Origin of the sequence: Porphyromonas sp. COT-108 OH1349 (assembly GCF_000768755.1) — a bacterium.
GTDB lineage: Bacteria > Bacteroidota > Bacteroidia > Bacteroidales > Porphyromonadaceae > Porphyromonas_A > Porphyromonas_A canoris.
Genome location: NZ_JRAH01000003.1, coordinates 34,356 through 49,039, shown reverse-complemented (window position 1 = coordinate 49,039; position 14,684 = coordinate 34,356). Strand labels below are relative to the sequence as shown.

General features: G+C 38.3%; 9 protein-coding genes and 1 pseudogene. 7 read left to right on the top strand and 3 right to left on the bottom strand.

What is annotated here, in order from left to right; genetic code table 11:
* Nucleotides 1-387 precede the first annotated feature (387 nt).
* Together JT26_RS00345 and JT26_RS00340 are read right to left on the bottom strand one after the other, a co-directional pair.
* The gene (locus JT26_RS00345; protein ID WP_152566950.1) at nt 388-858 is read right to left on the bottom strand and encodes a hypothetical protein; all 471 of its coding nucleotides are present in this window, start codon (nt 856-858) and stop codon (nt 388-390) included.
* Nucleotides 810-3,875: a hypothetical protein gene (locus JT26_RS00340; protein WP_036844544.1), complete on the bottom strand. Its 3,066-nt coding sequence runs from the start codon at nt 3,873-3,875 to the stop codon at nt 810-812. Before JT26_RS00340 ends, JT26_RS00345 begins: the two co-directional genes overlap by 49 nt.
* 1,488 nt (nt 3,876-5,363) lie before the next feature.
* On the opposite strand from JT26_RS00340, the pseudogene JT26_RS10960 reads away from it, so the two are divergent.
* The 7 genes and pseudogenes from JT26_RS10960 to JT26_RS00300 all read left to right on the top strand — a co-directional run.
* Nucleotides 5,364-5,621 (top strand): annotated as a pseudogene (locus tag JT26_RS10960) (helicase); the annotation flags it as partial.
* Between the two features lie 306 nt (nt 5,622-5,927).
* A complete protein-coding gene (locus JT26_RS00325) occupies nt 5,928-6,125 on the top strand; it encodes a helix-turn-helix transcriptional regulator (protein WP_028900462.1) in 198 nt (65 codons plus the stop codon).
* Between the two features lie 6 nt (nt 6,126-6,131).
* The gene (locus tag JT26_RS00320) at nt 6,132-9,320 is read left to right on the top strand and encodes a DEAD/DEAH box helicase family protein (protein ID WP_036844530.1); all 3,189 of its coding nucleotides are present in this window, start codon (nt 6,132-6,134) and stop codon (nt 9,318-9,320) included.
* 4 nt (nt 9,321-9,324) lie between these two features.
* Nucleotides 9,325-10,968, top strand: a complete 1,644-nt coding sequence (locus JT26_RS00315; protein WP_081966343.1) for an N-6 DNA methylase — start codon at nt 9,325-9,327, stop codon at nt 10,966-10,968.
* Nucleotides 10,969-10,976: 8 nt separating this feature from the next.
* The gene (locus JT26_RS00310) at nt 10,977-12,131 is read left to right on the top strand and encodes a YhcG family protein (protein ID WP_036844527.1); all 1,155 of its coding nucleotides are present in this window, start codon (nt 10,977-10,979) and stop codon (nt 12,129-12,131) included.
* On the top strand, nt 12,128-12,913 hold the full coding sequence (locus tag JT26_RS00305) for an abortive infection family protein (protein WP_036844525.1): 786 nt from the start codon (nt 12,128-12,130) through the stop codon (nt 12,911-12,913). Before JT26_RS00310 ends, JT26_RS00305 begins: the two co-directional genes overlap by 4 nt.
* A gap of 11 nt (nt 12,914-12,924) precedes the next feature.
* Nucleotides 12,925-14,202 carry a restriction endonuclease subunit S gene (locus JT26_RS00300; RefSeq protein WP_036844522.1) on the top strand — a complete coding sequence of 426 codons (1,278 nt, stop codon included), beginning with the start codon at nt 12,925-12,927 and terminating at the stop codon, nt 14,200-14,202.
* Here JT26_RS00300 and JT26_RS00295 read toward each other — a convergent pair.
* Nucleotides 14,126-14,668 (bottom strand): restriction endonuclease subunit S, encoded by a 543-nt coding sequence (locus tag JT26_RS00295; RefSeq protein ID WP_036844519.1) that lies wholly within the window; start codon nt 14,666-14,668, stop codon nt 14,126-14,128. The genes JT26_RS00300 and JT26_RS00295 overlap by 77 nt on opposite strands.
* Nucleotides 14,669-14,684 lie beyond the last annotated feature (16 nt).

Genomic DNA, 14,684 nt, shown 5'->3' with positions numbered 1-14,684 from the left:
AGATAGATACACTATGATTTATCCTACTATTTATCGAAGGCTGTTTTTGACGGTTCTAAATTGCCTAAGCTAGGGCTGGAAGTGTTTTATACGCTTTCTCTTGAGCTGCTCGGATTGGATCGTAGTTTACTTTGTTAAGCTGATCTTTTCGTCGCTCAACAATGCAAACCTTACACATTGCGTAAAGCAAGCCAACTAGTAGGGTGGTTTGTTCAATTGTTGCTTGCTCTTCGACAGACAGAAGATTCCAATCAACAAAACCTGTATGTTGTCAACTAGCATATAAATTCATTGTATCTGTGAGCTATTGTTGTTAATGTCTCCCATAAGTCCTTATGTATGTTTAGATTTATGCGGATTGAAAATGTACTAACACTTACACGTTGGCTATTTTCCATATTCTATTACCTTTTGAAAAACCTGATACTCTTCGAAAGGATTTGCTTTGAAAAAATCTTTTTGCCTTTCTACTGTTTTGAACCGAACTTCGCGCTCGCCCCAAATTATCCATATATACTTACTTTTGGTCTCTATTAGATACTTATCAAGCAGGTCTTTTCTTATGTAAACAAAGTTATGGCTGTTATTATAATCTCTGTGGTATTTAAGACTTAAACTGGCAATGTTTCCGTCGCTGTCAAGTAAGTCAAACGTTTGAGGTTGGTTTACCAAGTTCAATTGATTTACTATTTCTTTCGCAAGAATTGTAATATGTCCAGCATTATTGGTAGAACTATGATAGTCCTCCCAATTGTATTCCATAACAGGCATTAAAGCACTAAACTTCTTGGTTTCACAAATTTCCCGTTCTATTTCCCCTGGAAACTCTTCTCTAGTCCTAAATTTGTTATCTTCCAAATCAAAAAAACATTCGGGTAGTATCCTGGATCTCCTTTCTTTATTTTCACTTTTTTCTTGTTGGTTTGAAATTCTAAAATGGCATGGTTGTCATAAGTAGCATCATCAAAGACATATAATTCACCTGCATAGGTATAATAGTTTTCTTTTTTCTCAGGTAACCACCTGCCACCCATATTTTGCCCCTGTAACAATTTGACGACCTCATCATAATCATTCTCTTTAATTATAAGACCACGAATAAAGGTAAAACGATTTCTTTCTAGAGACCTATCCTCTTGTCCAATGTACGAATCTAAACAAATCCAATCGCTATTATTCCCTTTCAAATTATTTACGGTTAAATACTCTTCAACAAATGGCATTCCCCCATTTTTATACCATTCCTCTAATGTTGTTGTTTTCTCGCCTAATAAATTATGAGTGAGAAACAATTCGTTTTTGGGTGCATCAGGGAAACTCGGGTCAATATCTGCATCAGACAATCTAAATTTATCCCACTCCTTGTCTAGTAAACCTTGGTCATCCCTTAGTCCCGCATTTTCAAAATACGCTATCCAAGAATACTTTTTCCCATAGCGTTCAACAGTCGCTTGTTCTGTTCTTCCCCTGTTGCTATAAATATCATTTCCAAGTTCCTTTTCTGCTTCTCTAAATAAATCCGGACTCCAACCTAAATCATAAATTCTCCAATAGATTTGTCTTCTAACCTTTATTTTCTCTGGAGGATTAGAATATGAAGTACCATCTTTTACTATTCTTCCTATTGTATAGTTGCTAAAATCCATACGGATTGGTCCATCATAACTATATTCTTCGCCTCCGTAGTCAAATTCACCTAATTTTCTAAGACCGCCAAATGAATAAGGTGGTCTTATGTTTATTATTTCTTGCTCAGAAAGCAAACTTGAATTATGGATTAAACCGATTTCAATAATTCGTCTTGCATAATCCCTTGCTAAAATATGTGTTGTTGAATGAGGTGCGTTTTCTTTGAAAATCAGGTCATAAATTGTTTTTGAAGTTTTAGGGAGAATTTCATTCCTAAAATAGTCTGATGTTGTTGAGTTATGCTCCGCCATAACAACTCCATACATTGACGATAATGTTCGTTCCCAAACATATGGATCATTAAACTTTAGCGAATCATAAACCAACAAACAAAACTCCTTTGGAAATTTTTTTCCATAATAGTAAAGAGCTCTTGTTGTTTTATCTCTTAAATTTCTATTCGTGCTTGTGAGAAACCAAACTATAAATCTTGACACTGTATGCTGCTTCTCCGAAACAAGTTTAGACTCACTACTTAATGAACGACATTGTGTTTCAAATTCTAAAACAAATTTTTCAAGCTCATAGCTTTTCTTCCTAATGTATTCAGTCCAAGAAATATCTCGTTCATTCATTTTTAAATCGACCAACAATTTCGACATGAATACAGCATTCAATGGGTGTTTTACATCTCCAAGCGTTTTAAATGAAAGGTCATAGAATACTTTTTTGTTTTTGTCTGTAGCAAAAAATAGTTTAGAAACCAAGTGTTTATCTTTTTCTTTTACCAAATTTGCAGGCAAAACAAAAAGCGATGAAATAGATTTTCCTGACGCATAATTAGAAAACTTAATTCGCTCAGAAAATATATTTGTAACAAATTGGGGGAGATATTTAAAATACTTAGAGTGGGCAAAACGTAATAGCTTATCTCTGCCTATTAATTCATGAAATGTTGTTTGCTTTATCTGTGGCAAAAGCAAACAAAGGGCTGATATTACATCCTCAAAGAGTGGGTGTTGCTTTCTCTTACATATGATTTTTTGAATAAACCTTTTACTTGTGAAGAACGAATTCGGATGATTATTGATTAAACTTTCAGCTATCATAAATCCAGCTAGAATATCATAAGTAAAACTTACATATTCACTATTATCCCTCATGTCACGAGTTAAAACTAAGCCCTCGTTAATAAGAATGTCTGCCTTAGATTTATCCTTCTCGTAATTGATATTGTTGTCAATCAGCTCACAGAATTCATTTATAGGGATTTCTCTTACGTCGTTACTCCACAAATAAGTTGAAAGTTTATCAAGAGCATTTGAAATAAATTGTTCATTTGTTCTTAAAATCGGACTATTGCTCGTAACTCTTTTATTGATTTGGCTTAAATATTCTGTGAATACATCATATGTTGACTCCTCTTCAATATTGACTGCGACTTCATTTGATGTTTTCCAATCTGGATTTTTTATTTCACAAAATATTTTCAGGAATATTGGATCTCTGAATTTTTCAAGTGACGCGAAAAACAAATCGGCCTTCAATTGATATTTAGAAAAATACTTTTCTACGGCATCGTGTATTGTCTCGTAGTCGTCAAATCCATATAAATAGTGAAATTCATTTGTACTGATTTTTTCCCAAACCCTTTCAGCATATGATTTTCTACAAGTAGTTATTACTACTAGTTTTTTTGTCTGCAATACCTTTGAAATAAATGCCGGCAAATGATTCTTCCATATTGGGGAAAACAAACGGTTTGAAATAGTTTCATTTAACCCATCTATGACTAATGGTATGTGAGTGTTTGTGATTGATGCATAAATATCAAGTGCTTGAAGGAATTCTTCAAAGGAAAATTCTTGTGGAACATCAAGGATTTTCCTTAATGCATCTGTGATACTTGTTTCATCAGTAAATTTATCTCCTGTAAGAAAAATTGCAGGTTTTGAGTTTATTATTTTTCTGTAGGCTATATCGCAGGAAATGTGAGTTTTTCCTTTTGCTGCATCAGCAATAAAGTGAATTACTCTTTGTTTTTCATGAAAATAATTCCCCAAAAAACGATTATAAGTCTCCGCAAACTCCGAAATAAGATATGAAATAGTTGAGGCATTCTTATATGCCCCTGTTTTTTCGGTAAAAACACTATAATCTATCTTGTTATAATAGTCGTAAAAATTCTTGTTGAGCTCTTCTAAATCAAAGTTTGATAGAAGTTCTGGCTTATTTTTTTTAAACAAGACTCAATGAGATCAATTTTTTCAAAAGTGTAAGAGATGTGTTTTTTTAACTCTTGACAAACTAAGAAAAAACTCTCCCTTTGAGTATGCTCTAAAGTCGTAAGCATTCTTTCATTACAAAATTTAGACAATTTTTCTTCAATTTCATTTGATTTTTCAAGTAGTACATCTTTTAGTTCTCCAGTTAGCTTAATGTAGTTTGAATCAAATAATAGGAAATCAATCTTAGACTGAACGTATTTGTCAATGGTATGTAATTCTGGATCGTATTTGTCTTTTACTTTCTCGAAATTCTCCCTAAATCTTTTCTCAAACCATTCTTGTTCAAATTCCAGTTCTCCAAAAAAGAAACTCCGAATCCCAATATGCTTAGAATCATTGAGAAATGAAATAAACGAGGTTTCTCCCCAATGCTCAAGAGTAATTTTTTTCCTTTTGGAATTTTCTTAGTTAGTTCATTTTCAAACCAACTTCTTTCCCCACGACTAAAATTACCTTTTTTTGACAAACTATCCGTGGTTAAATCTGTTTTAGTGCAGAGAAACCACCTCGTCAAATCGCTATGATTTCTAATAGCGGTCTCAAGAGAGTTTACAATTGCTACATCTCTTGAACCTATATTAAGGCGTCCTGTATCACCAAAAAATTTGCACTGCCAACCCCATTTTTCACCTGTATCAAGTTTTAAATAAAATTCAACCCCACCATCACCACCACTGCCGTCAATTGGTGTAAACGTCCCAAGATGACCATATTCTTGTTTTGCTAATTGATAGCATAACTACTCAAAGCATTTGGTTGTTCTTCCATCATATGGTTTAAGTTTTGTGAAATCTATTTTGTCAATTGTAATCATATTTCTAAAGTGTTTTCTGTCAATTTGATTTGTATGTTGTCAAATAATGCGACCAAGATAGGGCGAAATTAGGAGTGTCGCCTTCAATTTGACAGCCACTGGCTGTCAAATTGCTATAGGCTAAGTGAAATGTCGGATTTGCCGCAAGTTTGAATAGCTCCACCCTATACCAAAATGCTCAGTTAGTCTGACTGAGAGGGACTGTAATGCTTGCCTCTCACATTGAGCCCTTCCTTCGCCTATATTGTCTAATGCGATACTTTGCATATACTTCTGGGAGGTTTATTGACGTGACAATACGCACCCGACTTTCTTCTATAAGTCGTGCTATTTTAAGAAATAATTCCTCTGTGTTTGTTCTTAGTTCTAAGCTCATATGTACGAAGGTACAATAATCAAAAGGCTAATAACGAAAGATTGAGATGAATATTTGACTGAAGCAACGATTTTCTTTGATTTCAGTCATTTTTCATCGGATAATCAGTGCCTTTGTGAGTAAGAATTAAGGGATATTTGTAAAGTTGCAAAATCAGGAAGCAGGAAGTACCTCGCTCGTTTCTTATCCGTTCCCCTTAGCCGAGTAGATATATTTTATCTACTCAATACCAAATCATTAACTCTCATCAATCCGATTTTATGCGGAGATTTGCGATTTTCGTACAGCTAAGGATATCGGTATCGACCGACCAGAGAAAAACGAGATACTACATAACATTCCGCCAACGCCTGAACAGGAGGACTTCATCAAACGATTGATGGAGTTTGCCAAGACGGGCAATGCCACGGTCTTAGGACGCGAACCGCTGAGCGAACGAGAGGAAAAGGCGAAAATGCTTATCGCAACTGACTATGCGAGGAAAAGATTCAATAAATTTGTATCTTTCAGATAATCAACAAAATAAGAATGAATAAAGGGTAAATGGGTTACGAGTTGGAAACGAGCGAGTTTCTTTCCCTCTCTTTATTCTGCAATGCTTCAAAGAACACTTAATCTTCTGATGCAGAGATAATCATTTTCCTATGAAAAGCTATAAGAATTGAAGAAAAAAACTTTTTGCTCCATATTTTTTACTTTCCAATAACTACAAACGGTTAAAAAGATAGCATACAGCCATAAATATAGCACAAAACGAGCGGTTTAGTGAAATAGAATTGTTATCTTTGCACTTGATAATTGTTAATCAAAGGCTCGGAAGATGAAACTGAACAGAATAAAACTCGTGCTTGTGGAAAAAGAAGTTTCCCAAACGCAATTGGCAAAGGATTTGGGTAAAAGTTTCAGCACAATCAATGCGTATTGTAGCAATCGCAAACAGCCCTCCTTGGACTTGCTGAATAAAATAGCAGAATATCTATCCGTGAATATCAAGGACTTAATTGTCGATAATAAGTAAGCAGGTATGGAAGAAAAAATATCAAAGTCAGCTTTCTGCGAAGACAGCAGAGTAAAATTTCCAACTCTTATGCACCTTATGGGTATGGGATTCAAGTATGTTTCTCTTAAAGGCCTGAAAACAAAGTATGTCATTGCTCCTAAGACGGAGTTTGACCCTCTCACGAATATTCTGACAGGCTATTTCACGGAAGCCTATAATAAGCTCAATCCAAATGTAGAAAACGAAGCGGCAGGAAAGCTACTTGCAAAGATACAGTCTTCACTAATGAATGACGATTTGGGACGACAATTCTATAATGAAATCCTGCTTAATACAGGCGAGAGAATCATAGATTTGTCCTCACCTGCAAATTTCTACAAGAACAATACTTTCCAAGTAACTACTGAAATGACATGTGGCGATAAGGATAATGACAACTATCGCCCAGACATTACGCTTTTTGTTAATGGGTTACCTTTGGCTTTTATCGAAGTAAAGAAAGAAAACAATCACAAAGGAATACTGGCGGAAACCGACCGTATGAAACAACGCTTCGTAAATCCCAAATACAGGCGTTTTCTTAACCTTACCCAAATTATGGTATTCAGCAACGATATGGAATACGACAACAACGAGGTAACTCCAACTATCGGTGCTTTTTATGCCACAATCGGTAAGAAAAACACCAAATACAACTGTTTCCGTGAGGAAGGACAGGATAGTTTCCCCATAGAACGGCATATTCGGCAAGTGACCCTGCAAGAGGAGGAAATCCTGTTGCGTGATAGCAATGTGCCTCAATACAAGAACAGCAGTGAGTACAAAACAAATTGCCTTGCCAATACCCCAACCAAGCGTATGTGCGACAGTCTGTTCTCTTTCAATCGCTTCCACTTTCTACTGAAATACGGCATAGCCTATGTGGATTATACAAATGGACTCCAAAAGCATATTATGCGCTATCCGCAACTGTTTGCGACCAAAGCCATTGAACGCCATTTGGAAGTTGGAAAGACAAAGGGTATTATTTGGCACACGCAAGGAAGTGGCAAGACTGCCTTGTCTTTTTACAACGTAAAGTATCTGACGGACTATTATTCCTCGAAAAGGATTGTTCCCCAATTCTTTTTCATTGTTGACCGTTTGGACTTGATGATACAAGCCCAAAGAGAGTTTTCATATAGGGGGCTCAAAGTCAATTCGGTGCAAACAAAAGATGATTTCGCAAAGATTATCAGCAGTGGACTGACCACACAGAACAGAGAGGGCAAGCCAGAGATAACCGTCGTGAATATACAAAAGTTTTCCAACGACTCAAAGGCTTTGCCAAAGAACGCCTATAATGTCCCTGTGCAGCGCATTTACTTCATTGATGAGGCGCACCGCAATTACAGTCCTGATGGATGTTTTCTGAAAAATCTTATATCCAGCGACAGCAATGCTGTGAAAATAGCTTTGACGGGTACACCCATCATCAGCAAGGAATACAACACGAAGGACATTTTTGGAGATTACATACACACTTATTTCTACAATGCCTCCATTGCGGACGGCTATACGCGTCGCCTGATACGTGAAGATATAGGCTCCAATTATAAAATCAGGTTGCAAGAGGCTTTGAACAGCATCCGCGTAAAGTCACATAGCGTGAAAGAAAGCGATGTGTATGCACACAGAACATACGTTCAGCCACTCCTTGACTATGTGATAAATGATTTGCAGCAGTTTCGTGTCAAAAACGAAGACAACACTTTGGGTGGTATGGTGGTATGCAACAGCAAGGAGCAAGCGCAAATGATGTACAGGCTTTTCCTTGAAAAGTATGCTGATGAAACCGAACTTGACAATGAAAGGGACGAGGATGGAGCAACGGTATATCGCAGTATTAGCGCAGGAGAGATGGAGGCCAAGAAGACCCCTTGCAGAAAAGGCTGCTATCGTGCGGCACTGATAACCTATGACAGCTTTGACAAGGAAACAAGAGCAAAGTGGATAGAACTTTTCAAAGACGGTAAGATAGATTTGCTTATCGTGTTTCAAATGCTTCAAACGGGTTTTGATGCACCTCGTCTAAAGAAGCTCTACCTGCACCGTATGGTTAAGGAGCACAACCTGCTCCAGACGCTGACCCGTGTCAATCGACCTTACAAAGAAATGAAGTATGGCTATGTGGTGGACTTTGCCAACATAGAGGAGGAATACAGCAAGACCAACCGAGAATACCAAGAGGAGCTTGAGCATGAAGTAGGGAAAGACAACCTCAAGCATACCGATCGGCTTCTTGTAACTATGGAGGAAGCCAAATCAAGAGTTGATGCGGCAAGAAAAGTGCTTGCCCCCTATGAGTTAGGGAATCCTGAGATATTCTCCCGACAACTCAACATGGAGGACGACCGAGAAGTGGTCCGCAGCATTGTGCGTTCACTTGAAGATATGCGCAGCTTGCAGAATATGCTTACCGCACAAGGTTCTGAGGCAGAGGCAGTCGTTGAAATTAGTGACATCCATAACTTAATAAAAGCTGCCCGAAATCGTTTCGACTTGCTGGGCTTTATTGATAATGCTGACGAGAAATCCAATACTCGCCAACTTCTTAACGTGGCTTTAGAGAACATCGAGTTCTCCTTTGAGAAACGGGGAGAGGGAGAGTTGGAGATACAGGAGCAATACAGGCAGTCGGTAGAGCATGCACGTAGGCAGTTGCAAGCATGTATGGATACCGAAGACCCTGAATACCGCTCCATTTTGGAAGAGTTTCTCCGACTTTTCCGCAGGAAGGAAATGGAATCACAAGAAGAGTTCAATATGCACGATAAAGTTCAGAATGTCAATGATATTCTGAAGCGCATCAAGCGATTGAACGAGCGTGATGCTTTGGAAGCCATTAAATATAATGGTGATACAAAGTTCGTGCGAGTAGAGAAACGCCTGAAAGAAAAAGACAAGGAAGAGATTGAGCATAAGACATCGCCTCGTAATTATGCTTGGACAGAAGAAAAAGAGAAAATGACCGTTATCCTCCTTGCCATCAAGGAGGATGTGGATGATGTGTATTTCCATAATCAGGCAATACTTGAAGTACCCGCTTACTTCAAGAGAAACATACTTACATACGTTACACGCCATTTCAAAGAAGGGCAAATCAACACCGATCGTGAAGTGCGGAAATATGTAAGTGAGGTCATCAACAGAGAATACCAAGTAACAAGATAAAAACATGGGCAATATAGAAGAAATAAAACAGCAAACGTATGCTCTTATTGACGGATTGAAGAGTACTACAACCAATAACGGCTTGGCAGGAAGTGGCAACGAGTATGTAGTCATCGTAGAAACGTTCCTTTATAAGTTCCTCAACGACAAGTTTATTTACGAGGCAAAGAAAGAAAAGCCTGATTTGGCAACGGCTGATGATTTCTTTGCGGCTTTGGATGCTATGACCGAAGATGAATACGAGGAAATGTGCGACAGCATGTTGGATACTATCATTCTGAAGAAAGAGCATTTGATACCATTCCTCGCCAAAAGACAGAATGAGGACAAGTTCGCGGAACTGTTTGATTCTACCTTGGAAAGTATTGCAAATGAGAATAAGGAGATATTCTATATTCTCAATGAGGATGAAACAAGAATATCCATCATGAAGCCCATCTCAGACGTGGTATCTGGTGGAACCATCAAGAAAAATGCTTTCTGCCGTTCGCTGATAGGTGATGTGGCAAGTTTCTCCTTTGAAAATGCTTTTGAGGCAGGATATGATTTCTTCTCCACCATATTCGAGTATCTCATCAAGGATTACAATGCCAATGGCGGAGGCAACTATGCAGAATACTACACGCCCCATGCCATTGCCGCCATCATGGCAAAACTGCTTGTTGACCCATCTGAAGATGTGAAGAGCGTTACCTGCTATGACCCCTCGGCAGGTACGGGTACACTGGTTATTGCCTTGGCTCATGCTATTGGCGAGCAGAACTGTACGGTTTACACACAGGACATCAGCGACAAGTCTTCTACGATGATGATGCTGAACCTGATACTTAACAGCATGAGCCACTCGCTCACACATGTCATACAGGGCAACACATTAAAGCATCCGTTTCACAAGAAAGAGGATGGCTCTTTGCGCAAGTTTAACTATATTGTCAGCAATCCTCCTTTCAAGCTGGATTTCTCCGACTATCACAGCGACTTGAAGAACGACATCTACAAGGGCCGTTTCTTTGCAGGGATTCCTAATATTCCAAATAAAAACAAGGCAGGCATGGAGATTTATCTCTGTTTCTTCCAGCACTTGCTTTTCAGCCTGGAAGATGATGGCAAGGCGGCTATTGTCGTTCCTACAGGTTTCGTCACTGCCAAGAGTGGTATTGCTCACAAGATTCGCAAGCATTTGGTAGATGGAGAAAAATCTATTTTGCGTGGTGTCGTGAGTATGCCAAGCAATATTTTTGCCAATACTGGTACAAATGTAAGTGTTGTCTTCATCGACAAATCAGGTGTGGATAAGCCCGTATTGATAGATGCAAGCAAACTGGGAGAGACCATCAAGGACAATGGCATACAGAAAACAAGATTACGTGCCGAGGAAATAGAGAAAATTGTAGAAACTTTCCGTAACAAAGAAGCTGTGGAGGATTTCTCTGTTACACCTTCATTTGACGAGATTAGAGAAAAAGGATATAGTTTCTCCGCAGGTCAGTATTTTGACATCAAGATTGACTATGTGGATATTACCGAAGAAGAATTCAAAGCTCGTATGGCTTCTTTCCGTCAGACGCTTACCGAGCAGTTTGCCGAAAGCCACAGACTTGAAACAGAAATCATGCGCCAGCTTGATAGCTTGAAATTTAACGAGTAAATTAGCTTATGGAGCAACATCATATATCACAAGCATACGAAATTGCGGCTGAAACCATAAAGAACGCTATTCTGCAAGGACAGTATGAAGCAGCCAAAGGTGTTAATCGCATTCAGTTAGCAACCTATTTCAGTGTGGGCAAATATGTTTCGGCTAACACACGACAAGGAGTTTGGGGGACCGGTGCATTGGAGGCTATAAGTACCCGATTGCGCCAATTACTGCCAGGACTGCGAGGATATTCAGCAGATAGTCTTAAACTGATGCGTATCTTCTATGAAGAATGGAAAGAATTGGATGCTACATCAGTGGAAGCCGAAAAAGAAAAGGATAAATCGTTAATTGCGATTCACGATTTAGATAATACCGAAGATTTCCAGTTGCCAATTCGTGAATTGCAATTCACAAATTCGGCAGGTTTTCCAATAGATGATTTTTTCAAGGTTCCATTCACCCATCACTCACGTATTCTTGCCAAAGTTAAGTCGTTTGATGAACGTTCGTACTATATCCATCGCTGTGCCGAGGAACACATGTCTGTGGAAACTCTGAAGAAGGCGATGGCTAACGACGACTACCACCATCAGTCCGACATACCTAACAACTTTACAGCCACTATCAGTAAAGGAGATTTGGCACGTAAGGCGGTTATGGCGTTTAAGGATGAGTATCTGCTAAACTTCATCAATATTGAGGAAATAGGAGAACGTGATGTAGCGGATATAGACGAGCGTGTGGTGGAACAGCAAATCATCCACAATATCAAGAAGTTTATTATGACCTTTGGGTACGACTTTGCGTTTGTAGGCAATCAATATCGTATGGAGATATATGGCGTGGAGCATTTCCCCGACCTCGTATTCTTTAATCGAGAACTCAATGCTTTGGTTGTAATCGAATTGAAAACAGGAGAGTTCAAAACCTCCTATCTTGGACAGCTCAATGCCTATCTTGCCATTGCCGATGACAAGATACGCAAACCACACGAAAATCCTACTATTGGCATTGTGCTTTGTCGAAGTGCTAACAAGAACTACGCTGAATACATGGTGCGCCAATATGACAAGCCTATGGGAGTGGCAACCTATAAGACATCAGCAGAAATGCCTGAGAAACTGCGTAGAGCCTTACCAAGTATTGATGAATTAAAGAAATTGCTATGAACCAAAGTATCTCTCCAAAATATCAAATGGATATAGTTCAAAAGATAAGTACCTGTTTATTTGAGCAATTCAGAAGTTATGAAAATGTTGAAACGTATTTAAGCAAATGGCATCAAGAAGAACGGGGTTGGAATAATTTCTGGGAGAACTTCCAGTTTTATTATAGAGATGAGGCAAAAAAGAAAATAGATGCAGCAAAAACACTCCATAATATCGATGGCGAAACATTACTGAAGATTGCAATTGATTTGGGGATAGAAACTCCTGATTATATCCCAAGCATACCAACTTTCAAAAATGAATTAAAGTCTAGTTATGAAACAGCAAGCCTAACATTTGAAAAAGCATTTAGAAATGTAGAGATAGATCCAAGCCTCGCTATCGGATTAGCAAATTCTGCCCTTGAAAGCATTATTAAGGAAATTCTAAAGGATTCAAGAATAAATGTAACATGGAGCGAAAAAGAGACCCTGACAAAACTCATTGGGAATATATGCAAGGCATTCGGATTGCAAAGTAATGGAAACTTCCCAAAAGAGATAAAGACTTTAGCTAGTTCTCTAATAAATGCAGGGAAAGCAATAGAGGATTTACGTAGCGATAAGACGGAATTTCATGGAAAAACAGATGGAGATTTAATGATTGAAGATGCAGTGTATGCTTACTTTGTCGTCAATGCAACAACCACTGTTGGTTTATTTCTCCTTAATTTCTATAAATCCAATTATCCACCAGTTAATAATATGCCTATGGCGATTTCTGATGACGGGCTTCCCTTTTAATCTAAACGACAATGAAGAAATATAAACTCGGAGAATTGATAGAGGTGTCGAGAGGGGCGAGTCTTTGCGGTGATTTCTACACAGCATCTGGCAAATACATTCGCCTGACATGTGGTAACTTTGACTACCACAACAACTGTTTTAAGGAGAACACCTCTAAGGGCAATCTTTTTTATACAGGAGAGTTCAAGGAGGAATTTCTACTTGAAAAGGGAGATTTGATAACTCCACTAACCGAACAAGCTATAGGTTTGCTTGGTTCTACCGCATGGATTCCTGAAAGCGGGAAATATATTCAAAGTCAGGATATAGCCAAAATTACCTGCAAAGAAGAACTCCTTGATAAAAGGTTTGCCTATTATCTCATATCTTCTGATATGGTGAAACGACAACTAAGTGCAGCCGCCCAACAAACCAAAATTAGACATACCTCACCTGATAAAATAAAAGATTGCACCGTATGGATACCTTCTTTGGCGGAGCAAAAGAAAATAGGAAAATTCTTATTTGATATTGACTGCAAAATCGAAATCAATCGTTCGCTAAATCATAATTTAGAGGCGATGGCAAAGCAACTCTACGACTATTGGTTTGTGCAGTTCGACTTTCCAGATGAGAATGGCCAGCCCTACAAAAGTAGTGGTAGCAAGATGGTGTGGAATGAGAAGTTCAAGCGAGATATACCCGATGGTTGGGAAGTGGCTCCTCTGAATAGAGAGCTTGAAATAAAATCTGGGTACGCTTTTAAGTCTGGATCATACTCTTCTGAGGGAATGTTCAAGATTATTACAATAAAGAATGTTCAAGATGGATATTTGAACATCAGTACTTGTGAGTGTATCGAGACCCTACCTAAGGACATAAAGAAATGGTGTATTCTTCAAAAAGGGGATAGGCTAATATCCCTAACTGGGAATTGTGGAAGGGTTTGCCGAGTAACAAGTGAGGATCTCCTACTTAATCAACGTGTTGGTGTTTTTTGCTGCGATGGACTATTCTCAGAATACTTTTATCAATTTCTTGCATCGGATGAAGGAAATCATTATTGTGTAAATCTTGCAAACGGAGCAGCACAAGCAAATCTTAGCCCAATAGACCTATGTAAAATGGAATTAGTTTATCCTTCAAGAGAGACTTTATCTCTTTTCAACAAGACCGTTAAACCTATAATTCAACAATATATAGCTAATGAGCAAAAGATAGAAAACTTTACTAAGCTGCGCAACGATCTGTTGCCACTCCTGATGAACGGTCAAGTGTCGGTAAATTATGATTTAGCGAACGATTAAGCTGCATTTTTTTCGTAATTCTAATAATGATATTACCGATATTCTCTTGCTCTTGAGGAGAGAATGTCGGTAATTCATATCTCATTATCTGCTCTTTATCACCACGTGGCATTTTGCTCCCTTTTACACCTTTCATCGCATATTCAAAAAATCTATCTTGTAGCAAGACGGCATATAAGAAAGAACTCTTGTTACTTTCTTTCACTCTGAAGACAAGAACATCAGTCGAAGCTCCTCCTTCTTTATTCGCAAGCCATACTTTCTTCAGATAGGGACGTATGTTAGCCACCAATACATCACCTTCTCGATAATGTGTTAGCGAACATACTACGGGGGGAAGGTTTGTTGCAAAGGTTTTTCCTTCTTTATTAGGCAAAAGAGAGTCTGTAGTAACATAATCTGCTAATGAAATGCTGTTACTACTAATCTTATCTTCTACGAATGTTGCTATATCCGATAACTTCATTTTTGCTCCTATTTTA